Source organism: Nocardioides sp. S5 (assembly GCF_017310035.1).
Taxonomy (GTDB): Bacteria; Actinomycetota; Actinomycetes; order Propionibacteriales; family Nocardioidaceae; genus Nocardioides.
Genome location: NZ_CP022296.1, coordinates 2,492,920 through 2,516,128, shown reverse-complemented (window position 1 = coordinate 2,516,128; position 23,209 = coordinate 2,492,920). Strand labels below are relative to the sequence as shown.

Annotated in this window: 25 protein-coding genes; 8 read left to right on the top strand and 17 right to left on the bottom strand. The window is 69.0% G+C overall.

The window, feature by feature from the left end:
* Nucleotides 1–66 precede the first annotated feature (66 nt).
* Nucleotides 67–519, top strand: coding sequence for a hypothetical protein (locus CFI00_RS12415; RefSeq protein WP_207081464.1), 453 nt, complete (start codon nucleotides 67–69; stop codon nucleotides 517–519).
* Nucleotides 520–1,842, top strand: a complete 1,323-nt coding sequence (locus tag CFI00_RS12410) for a hypothetical protein (protein ID WP_207081463.1) — start codon at nucleotides 520–522, stop codon at nucleotides 1,840–1,842.
* Between the two features lie 78 nt (nucleotides 1,843–1,920).
* On the opposite strand, the gene CFI00_RS12405 is transcribed toward CFI00_RS12410, so the two are convergent.
* The 17 genes from CFI00_RS12405 to CFI00_RS12325 all read right to left on the bottom strand — a co-directional run bounded on the left by CFI00_RS12405 (nucleotide 1,921) and on the right by CFI00_RS12325 (nucleotide 18,483).
* Nucleotides 1,921–2,568: an isoprenylcysteine carboxylmethyltransferase family protein gene (locus tag CFI00_RS12405; RefSeq protein WP_242532360.1), complete on the bottom strand. Its 648-nt coding sequence runs from the start codon at nucleotides 2,566–2,568 to the stop codon at nucleotides 1,921–1,923.
* On the bottom strand, nucleotides 2,558–3,244 hold the full coding sequence (locus CFI00_RS12400; protein WP_207081462.1) for a cation transporter: 687 nt from the start codon (nucleotides 3,242–3,244) through the stop codon (nucleotides 2,558–2,560). Before CFI00_RS12400 ends, CFI00_RS12405 begins: the two co-directional genes overlap by 11 nt.
* A complete protein-coding gene (locus CFI00_RS12395; protein WP_207081461.1) occupies nucleotides 3,244–4,017 on the bottom strand; it encodes a cation transporter in 774 nt (257 codons plus the stop codon). The genes CFI00_RS12400 and CFI00_RS12395 overlap by 1 nt, the downstream gene beginning before the upstream one ends.
* A complete protein-coding gene (locus CFI00_RS12390) occupies nucleotides 4,014–4,415 on the bottom strand; it encodes a metalloregulator ArsR/SmtB family transcription factor (protein ID WP_207085496.1) in 402 nt (133 codons plus the stop codon). The genes CFI00_RS12395 and CFI00_RS12390 overlap by 4 nt, the downstream gene beginning before the upstream one ends.
* A 490-nt stretch (nucleotides 4,416–4,905) precedes the next feature.
* Nucleotides 4,906–6,093 (bottom strand): IS481 family transposase, encoded by a 1,188-nt coding sequence (locus CFI00_RS12385; protein ID WP_207081460.1) that lies wholly within the window; start codon nucleotides 6,091–6,093, stop codon nucleotides 4,906–4,908.
* A gap of 207 nt (nucleotides 6,094–6,300) precedes the next feature.
* Nucleotides 6,301–7,482: a site-specific integrase gene (locus tag CFI00_RS12380; protein WP_207081459.1), complete on the bottom strand. Its 1,182-nt coding sequence runs from the start codon at nucleotides 7,480–7,482 to the stop codon at nucleotides 6,301–6,303.
* Nucleotides 7,483–7,486: 4 nt separating this feature from the next.
* On the bottom strand, nucleotides 7,487–7,705 hold the full coding sequence (locus CFI00_RS12375) for a helix-turn-helix domain-containing protein (protein WP_207081458.1): 219 nt from the start codon (nucleotides 7,703–7,705) through the stop codon (nucleotides 7,487–7,489).
* 557 nt (nucleotides 7,706–8,262) lie between these two features.
* On the bottom strand, nucleotides 8,263–9,069 hold the full coding sequence (locus CFI00_RS12370) for a fumarylacetoacetate hydrolase family protein (protein WP_242532359.1): 807 nt from the start codon (nucleotides 9,067–9,069) through the stop codon (nucleotides 8,263–8,265).
* A 150-nt stretch (nucleotides 9,070–9,219) separates the two neighbouring features.
* Entirely contained in the window at nucleotides 9,220–10,713 is a 1,494-nt protein-coding gene (locus CFI00_RS12365; RefSeq protein WP_207081456.1) for an aldehyde dehydrogenase (NADP(+)), read from the bottom strand.
* Complete coding sequence (locus tag CFI00_RS12360) at nucleotides 10,713–11,624, bottom strand: fumarylacetoacetate hydrolase family protein (RefSeq protein ID WP_207081455.1); 912 nt, start codon at nucleotides 11,622–11,624, stop codon at nucleotides 10,713–10,715. The genes CFI00_RS12365 and CFI00_RS12360 overlap by 1 nt, the downstream gene beginning before the upstream one ends.
* Nucleotides 11,625–11,640: 16 nt before the next feature.
* On the bottom strand, nucleotides 11,641–12,846 hold the full coding sequence (locus CFI00_RS12355; protein WP_242532358.1) for a CoA transferase: 1,206 nt from the start codon (nucleotides 12,844–12,846) through the stop codon (nucleotides 11,641–11,643).
* On the bottom strand, nucleotides 12,831–13,637 hold the full coding sequence (locus CFI00_RS12350; RefSeq protein WP_207081454.1) for an enoyl-CoA hydratase/isomerase family protein: 807 nt from the start codon (nucleotides 13,635–13,637) through the stop codon (nucleotides 12,831–12,833). The genes CFI00_RS12355 and CFI00_RS12350 overlap by 16 nt, the downstream gene beginning before the upstream one ends.
* Nucleotides 13,634–15,136 (bottom strand): tripartite tricarboxylate transporter permease, encoded by a 1,503-nt coding sequence (locus tag CFI00_RS12345; protein ID WP_207081453.1) that lies wholly within the window; start codon nucleotides 15,134–15,136, stop codon nucleotides 13,634–13,636. Before CFI00_RS12345 ends, CFI00_RS12350 begins: the two co-directional genes overlap by 4 nt.
* A 3-nt stretch (nucleotides 15,137–15,139) precedes the next feature.
* Nucleotides 15,140–15,727, bottom strand: a complete 588-nt coding sequence (locus CFI00_RS12340) for a tripartite tricarboxylate transporter TctB family protein (protein WP_207081452.1) — start codon at nucleotides 15,725–15,727, stop codon at nucleotides 15,140–15,142.
* A gap of 2 nt (nucleotides 15,728–15,729) precedes the next feature.
* A complete protein-coding gene (locus tag CFI00_RS12335; RefSeq protein WP_207081451.1) occupies nucleotides 15,730–16,698 on the bottom strand; it encodes a tripartite tricarboxylate transporter substrate binding protein in 969 nt (322 codons plus the stop codon).
* A gap of 44 nt (nucleotides 16,699–16,742) precedes the next feature.
* Nucleotides 16,743–17,135 (bottom strand): hotdog domain-containing protein, encoded by a 393-nt coding sequence (locus CFI00_RS12330; protein ID WP_207081450.1) that lies wholly within the window; start codon nucleotides 17,133–17,135, stop codon nucleotides 16,743–16,745.
* Between the two features lie 61 nt (nucleotides 17,136–17,196).
* On the bottom strand, nucleotides 17,197–18,483 hold the full coding sequence (locus CFI00_RS12325; protein WP_207081449.1) for a CoA transferase: 1,287 nt from the start codon (nucleotides 18,481–18,483) through the stop codon (nucleotides 17,197–17,199).
* Nucleotides 18,484–18,726: 243 nt separating this feature from the next.
* Between CFI00_RS12325 and CFI00_RS12320 the strand changes: the two genes are divergently transcribed.
* From CFI00_RS12320 to CFI00_RS12295, 6 genes are read left to right on the top strand one after another with little or no spacing between them, the layout of a single operon-like run.
* Nucleotides 18,727–19,491 carry a GntR family transcriptional regulator gene (locus tag CFI00_RS12320; RefSeq protein ID WP_242532357.1) on the top strand — a complete coding sequence of 255 codons (765 nt, stop codon included), beginning with the start codon at nucleotides 18,727–18,729 and terminating at the stop codon, nucleotides 19,489–19,491.
* Entirely contained in the window at nucleotides 19,488–19,934 is a 447-nt protein-coding gene (locus CFI00_RS12315; RefSeq protein ID WP_207081448.1) for a MaoC family dehydratase N-terminal domain-containing protein, read from the top strand. Before CFI00_RS12320 ends, CFI00_RS12315 begins: the two co-directional genes overlap by 4 nt.
* The gene (locus tag CFI00_RS12310) at nucleotides 19,931–20,338 is read left to right on the top strand and encodes a MaoC/PaaZ C-terminal domain-containing protein (RefSeq protein ID WP_207081447.1); all 408 of its coding nucleotides are present in this window, start codon (nucleotides 19,931–19,933) and stop codon (nucleotides 20,336–20,338) included. Before CFI00_RS12315 ends, CFI00_RS12310 begins: the two co-directional genes overlap by 4 nt.
* Nucleotides 20,335–21,258 carry a U32 family peptidase gene (locus CFI00_RS12305; protein ID WP_207081446.1) on the top strand — a complete coding sequence of 308 codons (924 nt, stop codon included), beginning with the start codon at nucleotides 20,335–20,337 and terminating at the stop codon, nucleotides 21,256–21,258. The genes CFI00_RS12310 and CFI00_RS12305 overlap by 4 nt, the downstream gene beginning before the upstream one ends.
* On the top strand, nucleotides 21,255–21,797 hold the full coding sequence (locus tag CFI00_RS12300; RefSeq protein ID WP_207081445.1) for a gamma carbonic anhydrase family protein: 543 nt from the start codon (nucleotides 21,255–21,257) through the stop codon (nucleotides 21,795–21,797). The genes CFI00_RS12305 and CFI00_RS12300 overlap by 4 nt, the downstream gene beginning before the upstream one ends.
* Nucleotides 21,794–23,164 carry an FAD-linked oxidase C-terminal domain-containing protein gene (locus CFI00_RS12295; RefSeq protein ID WP_242532356.1) on the top strand — a complete coding sequence of 457 codons (1,371 nt, stop codon included), beginning with the start codon at nucleotides 21,794–21,796 and terminating at the stop codon, nucleotides 23,162–23,164. Before CFI00_RS12300 ends, CFI00_RS12295 begins: the two co-directional genes overlap by 4 nt.
* Nucleotides 23,165–23,209: the final 45 nt, after the last annotated feature.

Here is a 23,209-nt window from a genome sequence, read left to right as displayed (position 1 = left end):
CGCACGTACGCCGCGGAGCGGCGTCCGTAGGCGTGCCCTGCCCCGTCACGATCCAGGAGATTTGCTATGTCCACACTCGTCCGTTCCACGAAGACCCTTGCGGCACTCGTCGCTGCCACGACCGTCCTCGCTGCGTGCTCCAGCAGCGAGCCAACCAGTGAGCCGACCACTGAGCCGACCTCGTCCGCCACGCCGTCGATCACCCCAACCCCCACGCCGAGTGACACGGCGACGGCGGAAGAGGAGCCCACGCCGGCCGCACCCGAGCTGCTCGTGAGGATCGATGGCCCGAACGTCCAGCCGAACGCGCAGGAGATCGAGCTGGAGACGGGGGAGAAGCTCATGATCGAGATCCAGTCCGACCGTGCCGGGGAGCTGCACGTCCACTCGACGCCGGAGCAGTACGTCGAGTTCGACGCCGGACGGACCAGCGCACAGCTGGTGATCGAGACTCCGGGCAGCGTCGAGGTCGAGGAGCACGACACCAGTGCTGTGGTCGCCCTGATCGAGGCACGCTGAATGAACCAGTTCATCCTGCCCATGCACGGTCTGGGCGGCGGTTCCGACCTGCCGATCCCGGCCCCGATGGCCATCGCCGCCGGCACCGCGGCGCTGACCCTGTCCTTCGTCGTCCTCCTGCTCGCTTGGCGGACACCGCGCTTCGCCGGCGGCCCAGACCGCCGAGTGCCGATCGTGCTGGTGCGGATCTTCGACACTGCCGGTTGGTCGCTCCTGCTGCGTGCGCTCGGGCTGCTCTTCTTCTGCTTCATGCTGTGGCCCACGCTCTTCGGGCCCGACACCCTCATCAACCCGATCTTCGGTGTGGTCTACGTCTGGCTGTGGGTGGGCCTGGTGCCTGCGTCGTTGTTGTTCGGTCGGTTCTATCGGGCCGTGAGCCCTGTCCGGACGCTTCACCTGCTGGTGTCCAGGGCAACGGGCCAACCACCCTCGCGCGGGCTCCGGGACTACCCGGCACGTCTCGGCTACTGGCCCGCAGCCATCGGGCTGTTCGCCTTCGTGTGGCTCGAGCTGGTCTCTCCGGACTCGACGTACCTGGGCCCGCTCAGGCTGTCCATCGCCATCTACGTGGCGGTGATGGTGGTCGGCAGCGCTGTCTACGGCGATCGCTGGCTCGAACGGGCCGACCCGTTCGAGGTCTACTCCACGCTGCTGGCCCACCTGTCCCCTTGGGGACGGGACGCCCGCGGCCACCTGGTGTGGGTCAGTCCGCTGCGGCACCTGTCCCGCATCCCCGCTGAGGGCGGGCTCGTCGCCGTCGTTGCGGTGTTGCTCGGGAGCACCGCGTACGACAGCTGGCGAGACACCGCGACATGGATCCGTTTCCTACAGGGCAGCAACATCAGCTCGACCGTGTGGGGGACGATCGGGCTCCTGGTCGCTGTCGCCATCGTCGGCGTGACGTTCGCTGCCGCTTCCATGGCCACCGGTGTGGGTGGCGTCGACCGCAGGCAGCTGCCTCGCCGTCTGGCGCACTCCGTCGTCCCGATCATCGTCGGCTACATGGTCGCCCACTACCTCAGCTTCTTCATCCAGACCGGGCAGCTGACGCTGATCCAGCTGAGCGACCCGATGGGGGTCGGAGCAGACCTGTTCGGTACGGCTGACTGGGAGGTGAACTACTGGCTCGCCCAGCACCCGACCTTCCTTGCCACGACCAAGGTCCTGGCCATCGTGGCCGGACACGTGCTCGGGGTGATCGCGGCCCACGACCGTGCGTTGGAGGTCCTGCCCAAGAAACACCAGGTCACGGGTCAGCTCCCACTGCTCCTCGCGATGGTGCTCTACACCTTCATGGGCCTGTTCCTGCTGTTCGGCGCCTGAGAGGCACGCTCGAAAGGCCACCGGTCCGCGGCTCTACCGGTCACGACGCATGCTCGATCACGAGCATGGGAACACTGTTCAGTCGCAGGCCCGAGGCTTCGTCAGACGTCCAAGTCCGGGTAGGAACCGGCCCACGGAGGCCGCGTACGACTCGTAGCTTGTGGCGTGGGTGCGCAGGAGGTAGGGCTCCTCGACGACTCGCACCTGCAGCTGCAGTGCCACGACGAGCAGGACGAACCCGAGCATTGCCACCAGGTTGGGGACCATGAGCCCCAAGCCGAGCCCGGTGGTGGCCATGGCGGTGAAGATGGGGTTGCGAGCCAGCGCGAACGGGCCAGTAGTGACGAGCTCGGTGATCTCGGTGTCGTCAACGCCGATACGCCAGCTGGTGCCCATTGCGAGCTGGGTGGCGAAGGTGGCAAGCACGCCGGCGAACGCCAGGGCGGCGCCCATCAAATGGGTGGTCGCTCCGTCAAGGACCGCGACCGGCTCGAGTCCGAGGAGTGCGGTGATGGGCCCGAGTACGCCGGCTACGAGCGCGACGGTGAACAGGACTCCAGCCCACCACTCGGGGGAGCCGAAGCGGCCGGAGATGCCTCGCCAGCCGGTGTCGCCGGTGCGGCGCCACTGCACCCAGGTGCGCAGCCCGAACCCGACGCCCAGGTAGAGCGCGTAGACGGCCAGTGCGGCCACGGCGACCGCGTCGTTGTCCAGCTCAGTCATCATTCTCGTCCTGCTCGTCGTCGTCCTCGACGAGTTCGCCTTCCCACGCCTCGCGACCCTCGTGGATGGCAAACGCGGCGATGACGAACCCGGCCACCGGGTCCAGCCATGCGGCGCCGGTGAGGGCGTACAGGCCCAGCCCGATGAGCGTGGAAATGCTGAGCAGGACGCAGATGCGGGTCTCTGCGGCGTCGGCCAGGATGAGCGGGTCTCCGCCGAGCTGTTCTCCGACGCGGCGCTTGGCCCGCGCGAGCAGCGGCATCACCACCACCGACGCGGCGAGCAGCACGATGCCGACCATCGAGTTCTCCGGCGGCTCACCCTCGAGCAGCGACCGGATGCCCTCGAACACGACGTACGCGGCCAGCACGAAGAACGTGACCGCGACGGCCTTCAGGGTCCGTCGCTCCTTGGCCTCGTCAGCTTCACCGTGGCGTAGACGTGCCGCGAGCCGCAATCCCACCAGGACCGAGGCAGCGGACTCGATGCCGGAGTCCAACCCGAAGCCGACCAGGGAGACGAGGCCCGCCATCAGGCCGACGGTGATGGCCACCGCACCTTCGACGACGTTGTAGGCGACCGTGAACTGCGCCAGCCGGAGCCCGCGACGCGTGAGCCGCTCGGTCTCTGCGTCGGTCAGCGCAGCAGGCCCGGGAAGGTGGTTCGTGGGTCGCGACATCAGCGCCGCCGGTCGATCTGGAACACCTCGACAGCAGACGTCGTCTGGTCAGTGGGCGTGCAGCAGCCGTCGGTGCAGGTCCCACCGCTGCAGCAACCGTCGGCGGCGTCGTCTGCGCCGAGGCCGACGGGCCCGCAGCCACAGTTCTCCCCACGCCACGCCTCGCGGCCCTCCTTCGCCGCGACCGCGGCGATGATGAGGCCGGCGACGGGGTCGGCCCAGGACCAACCGAGCGTGGCGTTGAGGACCAGCCCGACGAGCAGCACGGCCGACAGGTAGGTGCACAGCAGCGTCTGCGTGGAGTCCGCGACCACCGAGTTGGAGCCGAGTGCCCTGCCGGTGCGCCGCTGGGCCCAAGACAGGAACGGCATGATGACCAGCGACGCCGCAGCCAACGCGATGCCGACTGTCGAGGTGTCGGGATCGTGGTCGCTGAGCAGCGCACGGACTGACTCGAAGGTGACGTAGGCGGCGAGCGCGAAGAACGACAGCGCCATCAGACGCAGCGCCTGTTGTTCGCGGGACTCGGGCAGGCGGTGGCGGAACTGCCACAAGATGATGAGCCCGCTGGAGACCTCGACGATCGAGTCCAGACCGAACCCAACGAGCGCGACCGATCCCGCAACGAGCCCCGCCGCGATGGCGACAACGGCCTCGATCCCGTTGTAGGCCACCGACGCCCCGGCCAGCAGCTGCGCCCGACGGCCCAGACGGCTGCGGTCATCGGGAGAGAGGTCTGCTGCGCGGGAGCGGGCGGTGTCGGGCGAGCTCATCGGACGTCCTTGGTGTCGTCGGGGGAGAGAAGGCTGGCGGTGCCGTAGTTCGGGCAGAGCGTCACCGCCTCACCTGTGGCGGCGAGAAGCCGTTCGGCAGCGACCCACAGGTCCGTCAGGACCTCCGCGTGGTTGAGCGTGTACACGGTGGCGCGGCCCTCGGGCCGGGACGTGACCAAGCCGCAGTCGCGCAAGCACGCGAGATGCTTGGAGACCGTCGACTGGGCCAACCCGAGGTGCGCGGTCAGGTCCACCACCCGGTGCTCGCCCGACGCGAGATGGCGCAGGATCGCGATCCGGGACGGGTCGCTGAACCCGTGGAAGAGACACGCTGCCGCAGCGAGCCCGTTGACTGCTGCCTCGTTGCGCAGCGATTGACCGCTGGGTGCCTTTGTCATCGTCATGTGGCGATGGTGTCGCATGAGTTGCCGTTCGTCAAGACAACCCAGCTCAGCGAGCCGGTCCGATGCGGCCTGCTGCTAGCGCATCGCCGCTTGGCAGGTGGAATGACCGGCGCCATCGGCTCGGCGAGCGTGGCTCCCGTGGCGAACGACCTTGGTGAGAGCGCCCGTGCCGCCGATCGTGGAAGCGCAGATCCTCGCGTCCGGCGCCCCGACGAGTGCCGCGCGGGACTCGACAAGTCTCCACTTACTCTCCAGAAACCATCGCCAAACGTCCCGAGATGATCCCATGTAATCTGGACCAGCAAGTCGCACAAGCCCTTGAAATCACGAGGGAACCCGCAAGAACTCCGGAGTCAGAGGCCTTGAAAAAGAGGGCCTGATCCCTCCAGGGGGTCGCAGGTTCAAATCCTGTCAGCCCGACCAATGTGATGTCGCAAGACATCACGGACACCCGAACCCACGGAAACGTGGGTTCGGGTGTTCTTCATTTCGGGGTTCTGCGTTGGTAGTCGTGGTCGGGGTCGATGGTGAGCTCGCGGAGGAGTTCGCCGGTGATGGCGTTGATGACGCGCACCTGTAGGTCCTGGATGAGCAGGATGACGTGGGTTCGGGTGTGGGTTCGTCCGACGCCGATGTGGCGCAGTTGGCCGGCGATGCGCAGGGTGACGGTGCCGGACTTGTCGACGATGTCGTGTCGGATGCGGTCGTGGGTGTCGGTGTCGCGGCTGGGGCCGGGGACGGCTTTGGGGATGGTGTCGTAGAGCGCTGCGGGGGTGGCCTTGTGTGGTAGCGAGCGGTGGGGCCGGGTGGTGTTGTACTCGCGGCGGAACCGGTCCAGCAGGGCCTGTAGCTCGTCGATGGTGGCGGGCTGTGCGGGTTGGGCGCGTAGCCAGTTCTTCATCGTCTGCTGGAACCTCTCCACTTTCCCGCAGGTGGTGGGGTGGTTGGGCCGGGAGTTCTTCTGGATGACGTGCCAGTCGCGGAGCTGGTGCTCGAATCCGTTGCGGCCGCCGCGGTGTCCGATGCTGGCCAGGCGGACGGTGTAGACCATGCCGTTGTCGGTCAGCGTGGATGCGGGGATGCCGTGCTGACCTGCGGCTTTGCGGAAGGTGGCCGTCACGATCGTGGTGGTGATCGCCCGGTGGGCGGACACGTGGAGTGCGTAGCGGGTGCAGTCGTCGAGCCAGGTGATGATCTCGACACCTTTGGGGAACGTCGCGGTGTCGGTGAGGGGGTAGTGGGTGAAGTCGGACTGCCAGCACTCGTTGGGCATCGCGGCCTGGAACCGGATGTAGGACGACCGGGGTCGTTTCCTCGGTTCGGGGGTGACGGCGTCGTGGCGGGTCAGGATGCGGTGGATCGTGGCACGTGAGAGCTGTACGTCGTGGTGCTGGGCCAGGTGCCAGGCGATGGTGTCGGCGCCGGCGTCGTGGCCGGCCTCGAGGAGTTGTTTGCGCAGGGTGAGGACCAGGTCGACAGTCGCGGGCGGGGTGGCTCGCGGTGAGGTCTTCGGGGCCTTGGAGCGGGGTTCGAAGGCGGCCTCGCCCTCGTCTCGGTAACGGGCCAGCAGTTCGTAGAGCCAGGAACGGGACACCCCGTACGCGGCGGTGACCTCGTCGACTGTTCTTTTCTCGACCACGACAGCGGTGATGACCAGGCGTGCCTTCGACATGGCTGAGCATCAGCGCGGTGTCGCGTATGTCTTGAGACATCTGTCCGGGATGTCGTGAGACAGGTGTCCGGGATGTCCTGAGCCAGCACACTGTCAGCCCGACCAATAAACCGCCTCTGACCTGCGGAAACGCGGGTCAGAGGCGGTTTCGGTTTTTGACGTGGATCCTCAGAATGGTCGTTTACTAGTCGTAAACGCTTTCGAGGCCTACGAATCTGAGCTCGCGTCGTCGCGCTCAGCGAGCCGCTCGAGGAGCTCGGAGAGGTCGGCTGAGACCGGCGGTTTGGCGATGTAGTGGTCCCGAGTGACCTGGCTCGAGGAGTGGCCGAGCTGGCGCGAGGCGAGCTCTGACGTTGTGGCCTCCGAGATCAGCGTCGCCACCGTCTTGCGGAACGTGTGCGGGGTCACCCACTCAAAGCCGGTGTCCTTGCGGATCTGCCGCCACCGCCGCTCGATGTTGACGACCTGGTGCCACGTGCCGTTGCGGGTGGCAAAGACGGCGGCGTTCTCGTTGGGTGTCGCGAACTCCCGGCGCACGCGTAGCAGCTCGGCCGCGAACCGGGGTAGCACCACGGTTCGCCGGCTGGTGTCCGTTTTCGGTGTGGACTTCCGATAGGTGCCCTTTCCGGTCTCGGTCTTGATCGTGCCCGACACCGTGAGGACGGGCAGGTCCCCATCGAGATCCAGGTCGCTCCAGCGCAGGGCAAGGACCTCGCCGATGCGGCACCCGGTGGCGAGCATCAGGTCGATGATGTCGGCCATGTCACCCGTGGCCCTGGGTCCAGGGCGGTCCGCGTTGACCCACCGGCGTACGGCTGCGCGGATCTCGATCAGGTCCTCGACCCGGAGAGCCTTGGTCTCCTGCCTGGGACGGTGGACCCGGGTCGTCCCGCGGGCCGGGTTCGTCGGGATCGCGTCGTGTCTGACAGCGAGGTCCAGCATGGCCCCGAGGACGACCTTGGCCTTGCGTTGCCGGTTCACGCTCTGATCGCGCAACCGCAGCAGGAGCCGGTCCAGGCGCCCCGTGGTGGCCTCGCGGAGCTTCAGCCCGCCGACACTGGGCAGCACCAGGTTGTCCAGCACCCGGCGGTACTCGTTGATGGTGGTCTGCTCGATCCGTCCTTCGGCCTCAAGACCAGTGATCCACTGATTGGCGAGGTCGATCAGCCGGGTCTCTGCTGTGAGGAGTTCTCCTGCTGGCGCGGTGCGCGTGCTCAGGACGTCTCGAAGCGCTCGCTCCGCAGCCGCCTTGCTCGGACCCGTCGCAGTGACACGACGAGTGTTGCCGTCGGTGTCACGGAACCGGGTCAGTGCGCGGTAGCTTCCGTCGCGGATCCTTTCCGTGGTGATGGTTCCCCAGGTGCCGAGGGGGAGTGGCGGCCTGGCCATGGCCCTACTCGCCTGCTGCGGGCTCGAGGTGCTCGACGATCCAGGCGTCGAGGTCCGCGCGGCGGTAGCGCAGGCAACCGCCCATCTTCACGGCGCGTGGTCCAAACCCGGCCCGGCGAGTCCGCCATGTGTACAGCGTCGCCTTCGGGATCGCCAGGTAGGCCGCCGCGTCGTCGATGGTGAGGATCATGCTCCCGTGGCTGGTGTCGACGGTGGTACTCATCGTGTGCTCCTTCGTCGTTACGAGGACAGGTTTGCCCTCGTAACTGAAGGTGTGCAGCCCTCACCGCGCGGCCTGTGGAGAATGGACCCCTAATCGAGCTTCTGGAGCGATCGCAGGTGCATCGCCGGGCAAACGGTGTCCTGGAGCCCGACCTGCAAGACCTCGCGGGGAGCCTCTGCTACTCCGAGACGGCGGTTGTCGGGTTGCGATCGAGCTTGCTGTGTTTTGCGCTCTTAGCCAGAGGGTTTCGGTTCAAATCGGAGCCGCCAAGACCGGCTCTTCATGAATTGCCAGTTCACGCCCCTCACCCGGCCGGTCAACGCCGGAGAGGTCGGTAAGGCCTGGTGCCGGCCTCGAGGTGGCGTGAGTGCCTGGGGTGGGGGACCCGAGGTGGTGCGGGGCCCCTATCGGGCACGCGACCTGATCGCCGGCCCGCCTCCGGGTATCCGCCACATGAATGCAATGAACAGGAAGAACACGTCTATGCCGACCCCAACTCGGGCTCGCTCTGACGGGTGCCTAGCTGCTCGGCGTCGGGGGCGTAGACAGGCACCTACTCAGCGAGGGCCGAGCACGTGCTGCCGCTGTACGCCGAGGTTGTCGACGCCGAGCTCCATCACGTCGCCGGGCTTGAGGAACACCGGAGGCTTGAAGCCCATCCCCACTCCGGGCGGTGTGCCGGTGTTGATGAGGTCTCCCGGCTCGAGAACCATGAACTGACTGAGGTGGTACACGATGAAGTAGGGGTCGAAGACCATGGTCGCGGTCGAGCCGGTCTGGCGCCGCTCACCGTTGACGTCGAGCCACATGTTCAGCGACATGACATTGTCGATTTCCTCCGGGGTCGCCACCCAAGGGCCCGCCGGATTAAACGTTTCCGCCGACTTTCCCTTGGACCACTGGCCCGAGCGCTCCAGTTGAAAGGCGCGCTCACTGATGTCGTTCACGAGGACGAAGCCGGCGATATGTTCACGGGCGTGTTCAGGGCTGTCGAGGTAGCTCGCCCGCCTAGCGACGACGACGCCAAGCTCCACCTCCCAGTCGGTCTTCTCCCCACCACGCGGGAGCCGGACGTCGTCATTGGGTCCAACGATCGTGTTGGGCGACTTGGTGAACAGGATCGGCTCTCCAGGCACGTCCATCCCGGTCTCGGCGGCGTGGTCGCTGTAGTTCAGGCCGATGCACAGGATCTGGTGGGGGCGCGCGATCGGCGCCCCGACTCGCACGTCCTCGAACTGACGCACCTGACCGCTGTCGATACGCCGCGTCACGAGATCTTGGAGCTTGGTGTGACCCTGGGCGAAGAACTCTGCGTTGTAGTCATCGACGACGTCCGAGACGTCGACGTAGCTGTCGTCGTCCACCCGGACGGCTGGCTTCTCCTGGCCGGGCGGGCCGAGTCTCATGAGCTGCACGGGTCTGGTTCTTCCTGTTGTTTCTGGGCTCGATGGGCGCGGAACTACTGGGAGTGGCGTGGCGCGTCTCTCATCCGCCGAGCGGCTCTTGGGTCAATATCAAATCGACGCGCGTGTGAACTCGCCGTCGACTCGACGCAGCACACCGAGCGGGTTGGCGTCCTGCAGTGCAGGAGGCAGCAGCGCGGCTGGGTAGTCCTGGTACACGACGGGGCGGAGGAAGCGACGGATGGCCGAGCCGCCGACGGAGGTGAAGGCGGCGTGGTTCGTGGCGGGGAACGGGCCGCCGTGGTGCATGGCCCGGCTCACGGCGACGCCGGTCGGCCATCCGTTCCAGACCAGTCGACCGGCCCGGTCCCGGAGCAGCTGCACGAGTGGTGCGACCTCAGCCGTCTCGCCCTCCTCGGCGTGGATCGTCGCGGTCAGCGTGCCCTGGAGCGCGGAAGCGGCTGCGAGCGCGCCTTGGGGGCCGTCGTACTCCACCAGGACCGACGTGGGCCCGAAGCATTCGGAGAGCAGTGCGTCACGATGCTCGAGCAGCGTGTCCAGGTCCGTCGCCACCAGCAGTGGACCGCCGAACAGCTCGGCGTCTGCTTCGGTGGCGACAGCGGCGATGGTCCGGACCCCGGGCACCTGGGAGAGCGCGGCCTGGCCCTCGCGGTTCGCCTCGGCGATCCGGGCCACGAGCATGCGCGCGGGCTCGACCTCGGTGACGGCCGCGGCGAGCCGTTCGTCGAGATCGTGTCCGCGTGGGACGAAGAGCAGACCGGGCTTGGTGCAGAACTGGCCGACCCCGAGGGTGAACGAGCTCACGTAGCCGGCGACGATCGCATCCCCGCGGGCGGCCAGTGCTCCCGGGGTCACGAACACCGGGTTGAGACTGCCCATCTCGGCGTAGAAGGGGACCGGCACCTCGCGGTCGGCGGCGATGCGGGCGAGCGCCGTCCCGCCGCTCTCGGAGCCGGTGAACGCGCCCGCCGCGATCGCCGGGTGCTCGAGCGCAGTGACGCCGGCCTGCTGGCCTTCGACCAAGGCGAAGGAGCCCGCGGGCATGCCGGCGCCCTCCCAGGCGTCCACGACGATCTCGGCCGTACGCCGCGATGTCGCCGAGTGGCCCGGATGCGCCTTGACGACCACGGGGCACCCAGCCGCCAGCGCCGAGGCCGTGTCGCCACCCGCGACGGAGAAGGCGAACGGGAAGTTGCTCGCGGCGAAGACCACCACCGGTCCTGCCGCGACCTGCATCCGGCGCAGGTCCGGCCGGGGCAGCGGCTTCGCGTCGGGGTCAGCCGTGTCGATGACGACGTCGAGCCAGCTGCCCTCCTCCAGCTCCCCGGCGAAGAGCCGCAGCTGACCGGTGGTCCGCGCGACCTCGCCGGTCAGCCGGGGAACGGGGAGGCCGGTCTCGTCGTGAGCCAGGGAGACCAGCTCGTCGACGCTCGCGTCGAGGGCGTCGGCCACCGCGGTCAACGCCTGGGCGCGTGCCATCGGACTGCTGCTCGCCAACGCAGGTGCCGCGGCGGCCAGTGCGTCGATGGTGGCGGTCAGCTCGCCCGGGTCGGTCTCGGGGGACGAGTCGGTGATCGCGGTCATCAGGACCTCTCTCTGCGGGACGGGTCGTCGGCGGCGGCCGCGAGCCAGTCGATAGTGGTGGACACTGCGGCCTGGTTGGTGAGGGTGCCGATCTCGTCGATGGTGATCTCCACGACGTCGCCGGGGCACAGCGTGAAGTCGAGGTCGGGGACGATGCCGGTGCCGGTCGCGAGCACCGCGCCGTCCGGGAGCGTGAGGGCCCGGCACAGGTGCTCGACGAGGTCGTCGAGCCGACGGTGCATGCGCGCGGTGCTCGTCCGTTCGTCCATCAGGGTCCGGTCATCGCGCCGCACCACGAGGCGGACCCCGAGCGCCTGGGCGTCGGGCACCTCCCATGCCGGCCGGACGAGCGCGGCGATCGCGCACGAGCCGTCGTAGATCTTGGCCTGCGGCAGATAGAGCGGGTTCACGCCCTCGATGTCGCGGGAGGACACGTCGTCGCAGATCGTGTAGCCCAGGACCTCGCCGTGCGTCGTGACGAGCATCGCGAGCTCCGGCTCGGGCACGGTGACGGTCGCGTCAGGGCGAACGCCGATCGGCTCGCCACCGGTCACCGTGCGCCAGGCCGGGGCCTTGAAGAACAGCTCAGGTCGCTCGGCGTCGTAGACCCGCGCGTAGACATCCTGCGACGCCGTCGTCTCCTCGATCCGGGCATCCATCGACCGCTCGTAGGTCACCCCGGCGGCCCACACCTCGGTGCGGCCGTCGACCGGCGGGAGCAGCAGGACGTCGGCGAGCGCGCAGGCCTCGGTCGCGAGCGGTCGGGCGACCAGGTCCCGGATCTCGGACAGCGGCCGTCGGAGCAGCTCGGCGAAGCCCGACACGTCCGGCAGCGGGAGCAACTCTCCGTCGTCGAGCACGCCGACCCGCTCGCGCCACGTGGAGCGCTCGGCGTACCGGATCAGGTGCATGGGAACTGTCCTTCCGTCACTGGCTGGTCGAAGGGGTGTCGTCGAGCCAGGCGCGAACGGCAGCGTCGTGCTCGCCGAGCAGCGGCGGATGGCGGTGGCTGGCCCGACCGGCCGGCTCCCCGTCGGGGGTCTCGAACCGGAGCGGGGGACCGGGCAGCTGGACGCGTCCGAGGGTCGGGTGGTCCACGTCGATCAGGAGCCCTTGGCTGAGGGTCTGGTCCCACGTGTAGACCTCGTCGAGCGTGCGGATCCTCCCGGACGGGACACCGGCCTCGTCGAGGCGCGCGAGCCAGGTGTCCGCCGGTGCCGTCGCGAGCCGTTCCTCGATCGCATCGATCAGCTCGGGGCGGTGGTCGACGCGAAGCCGCGGAGTCGTGAACCGGAGGTCCTCCGGGTCCAGTCCTAGGCACACAGCGAAGACCCGCCACTGCTGATCGTTGCCGACGGCGGCCTGGATCATGCCGTCGGCGGCCCGGAACGACCCGTACGGCGCGATCGCCGGGTGGTGGTTGCCGCTGGCCCGCGGCACCTCGGCCGCCACGGTCCAGCGGGTCCCCTGGAAGGCATGGACGCCGACGATCGCCGCCAGCAGCGAGGTTCGGACCACGGTGCCTCGGCCGGTCCGCTCCCGCGAAGCGAGGGCAGTGGCTACGCCGAACGCGCCGTTCATCCCGGCGAGGAGGTCCGCGATGGGAACGCCGACCTTCGTGGGGTGTTCCGGGTCCGGGCCGGTGAGGGACATCAGCCCGCCCTCGCCCTGGGCGATCTGGTCGTATCCGGCGCGGCCCCCCTCGGGACCGTCGTGCCCGAACCCGCTGATCGACAGCACCACGAGTCGCGGGTTGATCTCGGCCAGGCGGCTGACCGGGAAGCCGAGCCGGTCGAGCACCCCGGGCCGGAAGTTCTCGATGAGCACGTCGGCCCTGGTGACCAGCGCCGCCAGCGTCGCGCTGTCGGCCTCGGTCTTGAGGTCGAGCCGGATGGACTCCTTGTTGCGGTTCGCCGAGAGGTAGTAGGTCGACACCGGGTCGTCCTCTGGCCCGACGAACGGAGGTCCCCAGCCTCGCGACTCATCGCCCGTGGGGGTTTCCACCTTGATCACGCGGGCCCCCATGTCGGCGAGCATCATGGCGGCGTGCGGCCCGGCGAGGGCCCGCGACAGGTCGAGCACCACGGTGCCGTCCAGCGGACCGCGGACCTCGTTGGTCATCGGCCCTGCCATGTGACCTGCTCCTTGGTGGCGAAGGCAGCGACGGCGCGCCGGAAGTCCTCGCTGCCGAAGGCCCGGGTCACGATGTCGTCGCCGTCCGGGATGGTCATCCGACGGAACCTGCGCACCGCCTCCTTGGCCGCCCACATCGAGATGGGGGCGTGGCCGAGCAGCGTCTGCACGACGCCGTCCGTGGCGGCCTCCAGGTCGTCCTCGCCGCACAGCTCGGCCACGAACCCCGAGGCGTGGGCCTCTTCGCCCGTGAACAGTCGCGCCCGCAGCAGCATGTCGAGGGCGACCGACTGCCCCACCTGCTGGATGAGGATGGAGTAGCCGTTCATCGACAGGCAGTTGCCCAGCGTCCGGGCGATGGGCAGCCCGAACCGAGCCGACGGGGTGGCGATCCTGAGGTCGCAGACGCTCGCCAGACCCAGGCCGCCACCGACGCAGAAGCCCCGGATCGCAGCCACGGTCGGGACGTCCACGTCCTCCAGCCGGTTCGTGATGCGGGCGATCTTCTCCTCGTACGCGACGCCCTCCTCACCGTGGGTGAAGTCGGCGAACTGGCTGATGTCGGTGCCGGCGATGAACGCCTTGTCGCTGCTGCTGCGAAGCACCATGACCCTGATCTCCTCGTCGGCGTCGGCGCGTTCGCAGGCGTCGAACAGCCCTTCGTACATCTCCCACGTCATCGCGTTGCGCTGGCGCGCACGGTTGAACGTGATCGTGAGGACGGCACCGTCCTGCTCGACGAGCAGCTGGGGGGCGTTGGTCATGTCGGGGGTACCTCCGAGGTTGGTCATGCGACGGGTTCCTTGGCTGCCGCACGGCGACCACGGAGCAGACGGGAGAAGATGGCCGGTGCGACCACCTGCATGAGCGCCAGGCCGAGCACGACCATGACGATCGGCCGTTCGAAGATGAGGGCGAGGCTGCCGTCACCCATGGCGGAGGTCTGCACCAGCGCCTTCTCGAACAGCGGGCCGAGTACCAGGCCGAGCACCAACGGAGCCATCGGCAGGTCCAGCCGTTTCATGAAGTAGCCGATGATGCCGAAGACGAGCACGACCCAGACGCTGAACATGCTGTTGGTGACCGAGTACGCGCCGACGAAGCTGGTGAGCAGGATCAGCGGGAACATGTAGCCGTAGGGGACGCGCAGGATCTGCGCGAAGACCGGCGCCAGGGGAAGGTTGAGCAGCAGCAGGATCACGTTGCCGATGAAGAACGAGGCGATCAGGCCCCACACCAGTTCCGGTTGCTCGTCGAAGAGCAGTGGCCCGGGTCTGATGCCGTTCATGAGGAACGCACCGAGCAGCACGGCGGTGGTGGCACCGCCGGGGATGCCAAGGGTGAGTGTCGGCACGAAGTTGGCGTTCGCCGCGGCGTTGTTGGCGGCTTCGGGAGCGGCGACGCCTTCGATCGCGCCCTTGCCGAACTCGGCCTTGTTCTTCGACACGTTCTTCTCGATGCCGTAGGCCATGAACGAGGCGAGCGTCGAGCCGGCACCCGGGAGGACACCGAACGCGAAGCCCAGGAAGCTGCCGCGGAGGATGGCACCACGGGAACGCATGATGTCGGCCTTCGTGATCATCAGCTCCTTGAAGCCGGCCCTGATCGGCTTCGCTGCTCCTTGGTGGATCTGGTTCAGCACCTCCCCGACCGCGAAGAGACCGATCATCACCTCCACGAACGGGATGCCTGAGAGCAGGTAGATCGAGTCGAACGTGTAGCGGGGGGTACCGCTGCCGGTGTCGACGCCTACGCAGGCGATGAGGAGTCCCACGAGCGCCATCAGCAGGCCGAGCGTGCGGTTGTCTCCCGCGAAGCTGATGATCGTCGCGAGGCCCAGGACCATCACCGCCATCATCTCCGGCGGACCGAACTGCAACGCCCACTGCGCGAACGGCGGCGCGAGCAGGATGAGCAGCAGGAGGGAGATGATCGCCGCGACGAACGAACCGATCGCCGCGATGGCCAGCGCTGCTCCTGCCCGCCCTTGTTTCGCCATCTGGTAGCCGTCGATGGTGGTTACCACGCTCGAGGCCTCGCCCGGTGTGGAGATGAGGACGGACGTGATCGTCCCGCCGTACTGCGAGCCGTAGTAGATCCCGGCGAGCATGATCAGTGCGGTGACCGGCTCGAAGGCCAGGGTCAGCGGCAGCAGCACCGCCACGCCCGTGGTGGATCCCAGTCCTGGGAGCACGCCGATGACAGTGCCGACGAAGACGCCTACGAAGCACCAGAGCAGGTTCTCCGGGGTGAACGCGGTTTGGAAGCCCAGCATGAGGTTGTCGAGCATCTGCTAACCACCGATCCCTAGTGCGCCAGTCGGCAGGGGGACTTCGAGGAAGACCGAGAACACCAGGTAGATCACCGTGATGGACACTCCCGTGATGAGCACGGAGGAGAGCCAGGGCCGGCGCTCGACCACGATCGAGGCGAACAGGCAGAACAACGCCAGGGCTCCCAGCAGTCCGACGAGGGGGACGAGCAGGAGGGCGACGATCAGAGCGACCGTCACCATCTGCAATTGTCGCATCCGTTGCGCCGCCGTCCGACCGAAGATGTCGACGTCACCGTCAGCCTCGCCGTCCGGGTCTGCGGTCTCCGCAGACCCGGACCCGACGAGGTTGTCGGGAGCCACGGACTGGGCGACCTCGGCCAGGCCGTGGTCGTGCCGCGCCCGGTGCCCGGTTAGGGTCATTGCCAGCAGTACAGCCGAGATCACCGCGATCAGGCCGCCGAAGATGGCGGGCAGGAGGCCCGGCCCAATCCGGTTCCCCTCGTTGAAGATCGGGTAGTCGAAGGCGTTGATGAACGCGTAGCCTCCGACCGCGGTGAGGAAGCCGTACGCGACGGCCTCCTCGACCGCGATCCGGCGTACTGGCACGTTCACTCGCCCATGACCTCTTGCAGGGCGGCGTTGTTCTCCTCGAGGTAGGCGGAGAAGTCGTCGCCAGCAGCCGTGTTGGGCTGGAGGAAGTTGTCCTCGATGTAGGTGTCGTACTCGTCGGTCTCGACGGCCGCCTCCATCTGCTCGACCCAGTAGTCCTTGGCCGAGTCGCTGATGTCGCCGGGGGCGAGGACACCGCGGAACTGGGCGAAGGACACGTCGATGCCCTGCTCGCTTGCGGTCGGGATGTCCTTGAGCTCTTCGTACTCGTAGCGCTCGTCGGAGTAGGCACACAGGGCCTTGATGTCGCCGGACTCCAGTTGCCCGATCACCTCGCCCGGGTTGAGGGAGGCGATGTCGATCTGCTCTCCGAGCAGCGCGGCGGTGAGCTCGCCACCGGACTCGAACGAGACCCGGTCGAACTCCACGTCGGTCTGCTGCTCGGTGAGGGTGAACACCACGTTGTCGAGGCCCGTGGCGCCGCTGATCCCGGCCACGATCCGGTCGCTCTTCGCCGCCTCGACGACATCGGCGCAGGTCTCGTAGGGGGCATCCGCGCGGGTGACCATCAGCGTGAAGTCATCGGCGACCTTCATGATCGGAGTGAAGTCCTCATAGGTCCAGTCCACGACGCCGCTGAGCGGAAGCGCGAGCAGCGCGGTCTCCGTGGCGAGAAGATACTGGCCGTTGCCGGCCTCACCCTGGAGCTGGGCGTACCCGACGGCGCCCGATCCACCGTCGATGTTCTCCACGTTGATGTTGAGATCCTCGTTGGCCGCCTCCATGGCAGCCGCGGTGGCGCGGCCGGCCAGGTCGCTGCCGCCGCCCGCGGCGAACGGGATCAGCATGGTGACGTCGCCGTCGAGGGTGAACTCCCCGTCGTCCTCGCCTCCGCTGGCACCGCCGCAGCCGGCGAGCAGGGTGAGCGCGGCGGTGGCCGCAAAGGTCGTGCGAATGGTGCGCGTCACGTAGAACTCCTTTTGGTGGGTGGTGCGGAGAGGGTTGGGGTTGTTCAGCCGAGCTGTGAGGTCTTCTGGGCGAGGCGGTCTTCGAAGCCGGGGACGTCGATGATGAAGCGCTCGTGCGTCCCCGACCCGATCTCCTCCACGTCATCGACGACGTTGATCGAGAACACGACGCGGCGACGGTCGACCTCGGTGACCGTGGCGGTCGCGGTCACGGTCTGACCGAGCAGTGTCGCCGCGGTGTGGGCGACCTCGACCTTGGTGCCGACGCTGGCCTGGTCCTCGCGCAGGTACGGCGCGAGCGCCTCGATCGCCGCCTCCTCGAGGAGGAGCACGAGGTTGGGGGTGGAGAAGATGTCGTAGTCGCCGCGCCTGGTGGTGTGCTGCGCTTCGACGGTGCGCTCCAGGACGCCTTCGGTGCCGGGGGCAAGCTCTGTCATCGGGTGGTTCTCCTCGTGTGGGTCCGCGGGTGGGCGCGGGTGGGGTGGTCGGTGCAGGTCATCAGTCGGTCGGCGGCTGCGGGGAGCCGGCCGACCGGTGCGGTGGTGGTCCGGGGTGCTGGGGGTCGGCGACCACGCCGGCCGCGGCCAGCGCGTCGACCTCGTCGGGTGAGAACCCGGCCACGTCTTCCAGTGCGGCGCGGGTGTCCTGGCCGAGGAGCGGGCCGGCGTTGCCGCGGCGCACCGGCGTCCGGGAGAGACGCATCGGCGACCCGAGCTGCCGGACCGGCCCCATGACCGGGTGTTCGGCGTCCCAGAAGTAGCCGCGCTGGTTGAGGTGGTCGTCGTTGAAGACCTGCTCGTAGTTGGCGATCGGCGCGCAGGGCACGCCCGCCGCGTCGAGCCGCTCGATGACCTCGTCGGTGGTGAACGTGGTGGTGACGGCCTCGATCGCCGGGATCAGGGTGGGTCGGTGAGCGTGCCGACTGGACGCGTCGGCGTAGCGTTCGTCGTCGAGCAGCTCGGCCAGGTCGAGCGCCAGGCAGAACGCCTCCCACGTCTTGGAGGTGACTGCGCCGACCGTGACGTGGCCGTCGGCGGTGCGGACCGCCTGGTAGGGGGCGGTGCTCTGGTGGGCCGACCCCAGGGGGGCGCCGACCTCACCGGTGGCGAAGTACTTCCCGGCCTCCCAGATCGCGAAGGAGACGCCGGCCTCGAGGAGTGAGACGTCGAGGTGCTGGCCCTCGCCGTCGAGGTCGCGCTGCCTGAGGGCAGCGAGCACGGCCATCGAGACGTACATGGCACACACCAGGTCACAGATCGGCACCCCGATCTTGACCGGGTCGCCGTCGGCGGTGCCCGTGATGCTCATCAGGCCGCCGCGGGCCTGCGCCATGATGTCGAGCCCCGGCAGCATGGCCAGGGGACCGTCCTGCCCCCACCCTGATGCGGAGGCGTAGATAAGACGCGGGTTGAGCTGGCGGAGCTCCTCGTAGCCGAGACCGAGGCGGCGCATCGTGCCCGGACGCAGGTTCTCCACCAGGACGTCGGCGTGCTCGACCAGCCGTCGGAAGGCCTCCAGTCCCTCGGGGTGCTTGAGGTCGAGGCCCACCGATTCCTTGTTGCGGTTGAGCCGCGCGAACGGCGAGCTCTCCCCCTCGACGAAGGGCCCGGTGGCGCGCACCGGGTCTCCGCCGGTGGCCGGGTTCTCCACCTTCAGGACCCGGGCACCGAGGTCGGCGAGGTGCATCGTGGCGAACGGCGCCGCCATGAAGGCACCCACCTCGAGGACGACGATGCCGTCGAGGGGTCCAGGACGCTCCGTGGTGGGCGTGGTGGATGTGGGCATCGGTTGATCCGGCTCCTCGTGGGTGCGGTGGTTCTCGGGTTCGGTCGGTGAGGCAATTTGCTCGAGGCACTTGCCCTGTCGACCGGCGACGGAATACTGTCTACAGAATACGAGGCGCTGTGGCAAGGGTCACAACAGAAGAACCTCGGAAACGCGTGGCAGCACTTGGCCCAACCGGGGGTGGGAGTTGCGGCATGCGGTCGGAGTCCGGCCCGCGCGGCGGATCGTGCGAGAGAGTGAGTCATGAGTTCACCTGAGGGGCGAGCGGGCATGAACCGCCGCATCGCCACGCCACCCACCATGTCCGTGCTCGCTGCGGAGGCGCTCCGCTCGATGATCCTGAGCGGCGAGCTGCTGCCCGGCGACCGACTCCCGGAGAACAACCTGACCGCCCAGTTGGGCGTGAGCCGGTCGCCGCTGCGCGAGGCGATGGCGGTGCTTGAGCAGGAGGGGCTGATCGTCCAGGCGCCCCGGCGCGGTGCCATCGTCGCCCCGCTCACCGCCCACGACATCTACGAGATCTACACGCTGCGGGCGCAGCTCGAGGAGCTTGCCGTCCGGCTCGGGGTCCCGGTGATCGACGAGACCCGTCTGGACCGGTTGCGGGCGGCGTTCGCCGACCTCGAGGCCGCGACCGGTGACGACCAGAACGAGCACACCCGGCTGGCGTTCGCGTTCCACCTCGCCTTGGTCGGGCTGGCCGGCCACCAGCGGCTCGAGGACTCCTACCGGTCGCTCTCGCTGCAGATGCAGCTGTGCATGGCCATGAACCGTCGTGCGCGTGCCGGCCTGGAGTCGATGCGCGAGGACGCCGATCGGCACCGTCCGCTGCTCGACCTGGCGGTGGCCGGTGACCGCGACGGGCTGCTCGTGGCGGTGCGCGACCACGGACAGCGCACCTTCCTCCTCGATGCCGAGGAGCGCGTCGACGGTCACTCGCCCCAGTCGCGGGCCTGGTTCGCCGAGGTCCGGTCGCAACTGGAGCGTTCCGGGGAGGCGGACGCATGACGGCCAGCCACGAGGCGACGGCGCCGCCGCCGGGTGACACCCCGGCGCTCGCCCGGCTCCGGGAGGCCGTGGGCTGGAAGGGGCCCGAGCGGGTCGACGTCGTCGAGCGCCGTCACCTCGCCGACTACCGCCGCACCCTCGGCCTCGAGCCGGAGGGTGAGGAGGTCCCGCTGGCGATCTGTGCCTGCTTCCTGTCCGAGCCCCCGCCGATGCCAGCAGCCGAGGGCTACGGCCTGGGCTGGATCAACGGCGGCGACCGGTTCGAGTACGTCGGACCGCGGCTCACCCTGGGCGATGAGCTGCGGTCGCAGGTGACGTTCATCGGGGTGAGCGAGAAGCAGGGCCGGAGCGGGTCGCTGGCCGTGCTCACCTTCGAGACCGTGTTCGTCCGCCCGGACGGGACGCCCGCCGTCCGCCACATCGGGACGAGGATCCGCCGATGACCCACGCACCCCCGGAGCGCCTCGAGCGCACCCACGCCGCCACGCTGCGCACCCTGGTCCAGTACGCCGGGGCCAGCGGGGACTTCTACGAGATGCACTACGACCTGCCGTTCGCACGCGAGCGCGGCCACGCCGAGCTGTCCGTCCACGGCCTGCTGAAGGCGGCCTGGCTCGGACAGCTGGTGGACGAGTGGTTCGCGGGCCGGGGCCGTGTCGCCTCGTTCGAGGTCTCCTACCGCGGCATGGACTTCCGCGACCAACCCGTCACGTGCGGCGGTGAGGTGACACGCCGGGAGGGCTCGATCGTCGAGCTCGCCCTCTGGACGAAGAACGCCGACGGCGACACCACGACAACGGGTGCGGCCGTGATCGAGCTCGACGACCCCTCAGGGAGTGACGGATGACCTTGGACGAGATCAGGACGCTCGTGGCCCGGCTCGGGCACCCGGTGGTGACCGGGGAGCCGGAGTCGACGGCCCGGTTCCCGGACGGACGCAGGTACCGCGTCGAGATCCCGAGCTGCGAGGGCCCGGTGGTGATGCGCGCCGTGCTCGACGAGGCCAGCACCCGTGGGGTGTCGATCGACCGTGTGTCCCAGGGCAGCGGCATCATGATGCTCACCGACGACGAGATCGCCACCATGGTCGGGCTCGGCCGCGAGCACGATGTGGAGGTCTGCCTCTTCCTCGGGCCGCGCGGTGCGTGGGACATCGGTGGCCAGGCCAAGGTCTCGGCCGCGGTCGGTGGTGCCGCCCGCGGCAACTCGGCGGTGGCCGCCTCGCTGGCCGACGCCGTCCGTGCTTGCGACCTGGGGGTGCGGAGCCTGCTCATCGGTGACCTCGGGGTCCTGGAGCTGCTCGGGCGGATGAAGGGCGAGGGGCGCCTGCCCGCGGACTTGGTCCTCAAGACCTCCGTCCTGATGCCGCTGGGCAACGGGCCGACTGCCGCGCTGTACGAGCGCGTCGGCGCCACCAGCCTCAACGTGTCCACCGACCTCACGATCCCGCAGCTCGCCGAGATCCGGGCGGCGACGCAGTCGCCGATCGACATGTACATCGAGGTCCCGGACGACCAGGGCGGCAGCGTCCGGATGTACGACGTGGTCGAGGTCGTCCGGGTGGCCGCGCCGGTCTATCTCAAGCTGGGCGTGCGCAACGCGCCGAACATCTACCCCGTCGGGGCGCACGTCGCGAGCGTGGCGGCCAACCTGGGCCGGGAGCGGGTCCGCAGGGCGGAGCTGGTCCTGCGGCTGCTGGCGGAGCTGGCGCCGGAACTGGTCGAGCCCAGCAGCCCGATCCCGACGCACGCCGGTGCGACCGCATGAGAGCCGGCCCGCTGCTGGTCCCGCTGCGCGGCGTCGCGCCGGTCGTCGAACCAGGTGCCTGGCTCGCGCCCAACGCTGTGCTCGTGGGCAGGGTGACCGTCCGTGCCGGCGCCAGCGTCTGGTTCGGCGTCGTGATCCGGGCCGAGCAGGGCACGATCGAAGTCGGGCCGGACGCCAACATCCAGGACAACTCCGTCCTCCACACCGACGACGGCTTGCACCTCAGCGTGGGCCGCAACACCTCGGTCGGGCACGGTGTCGTGCTGCACGGATGCACGATCGGCGACGACGTGGTGGTCGGCATGGGCTCTCGGGTGCTCAACGGGGCCCGCGTCGGATCCGAGTCGCTCCTTGCCGCTGGAGCGGTCGTGCTCGAGGGCAGGGAAGCGCCTCCGCGGTCGCTCCTCGCCGGCGTCCCGGCCAAGGTGCGCGGCGAGCTGGACGAGGAGAAGGTCGAGTCCCTTCGGGAGAACGGTCGGATCTACCAGCGGCTCCGAGACGAGTACCAACTGGCCCAGCCGTGGAAGGACGCCACGTGATCGAGAACGCTCTCGACGAGCTCCTGGCCACGTTGCCCGCGGACGCGGTGGTCGTCGACCCGGCCACCGTCGAGAACCACCGACGCGACCGGGCGGACCTGTGTCCGGCCGGGTCGCCGCTCGCTCTGGTGCGGCCGCGGACGACCGAGCAGGTCCAGGTCGTCATGCGGTGGGCGACCAGGCACCGGGTGCCCGTCGTGCCGCAGGGCGCGCGCACCGGGCTCTCGGGGGGAGCGAACGCGGTGGACGGCTGCCTGCTGCTCTCCCTGGCCCGGATGGACGCCATCATCGAGGTCGACCCCCTCGACCAGGTGGCGGTCGTCGAGCCCGGCGTCGTCAACGCGGTGCTGTCGCGGGCCGCCCTGGAGGCAGGGCTGTACTACCCGCCCGACCCGTCGTCCTGGGAGGAGTCGACGATCGGCGGGAACATCGCCACGAACGCCGGCGGCCTGTGCTGCGTGAAGTACGGCGTCACCGGAGACTTCGTGCGCGGCCTCGAGGTCGTGCTCGCCGACGGCGAGGTCATCCGCGCCGGCCGCCGGACGGTCAAGGGCGTCGCCGGCTACGAGCTGACCAAGCTGCTCGTGGGCTCGGAGGGCACGCTCGGCGTCATCACCCAGGCCACCCTGTCGCTGCGGCCGGCTCCCGAGGAGGCACTGACGATTGTGGCGCTCTTCGACGCAGTGCCACCCGCGCTCGAGGCCGCCATGCAGATCATGTCGTCCGGTGTCCGCCCCTCACTGCTCGAGTTCCTCGACGGGCCCTCCATTGCCGCCATCCAGGACTACCGCGACATGGGCCTGTCCGAATCAGCGCAGGCGATGCTGCTCATGCAGTCCGACCGGGGTCCGCTCGCCGCCGACGACGTCGCAGCGATGGGGGAGCTGTGCGAGCGGCTCGGGGCCGTCGAGGTGGCGGTCGCGGGCGACCGGGAGGAGTCGGAGCTCCTGCTCGCCGCGCGACGGATGATCAACCCCGCGGTCGAAAAGGTCGGCGCGAGCTTCGTCGACGACGTCGCCGTGCCACGAGCCCGGCTCGTCGACCTGCTCGACGGCATCGCGAGGATCGCCGCCGACCACGACGTCAAGATCCTGTGCCCCGGACACATCGGCGACGTCAACATGCACCCGCACGTGGTGTTCGACCGCGGCGACGACGCGGCGGCCGTCCGGGCCGAGGCCGCCTTCGGAGCGATCATGCAGCTGGCAATCGGGCTCGGCGGCACCATCACCGGCGAGCACGGTGTGGGGACGCTGAAGCGGCCGTGGCTCGAGCAGGAGATCGGTGGCGTGGGGCTGCGCCTGCAGCAGCGGGTCAAGGCCGCGTTCGACCCGCTCGGCATCCTCAACCCCGGCAAGGTCGTGTGACCCGTACGTCAACCCGCGTGGCGCGATCGACGCAGCCACGCCACA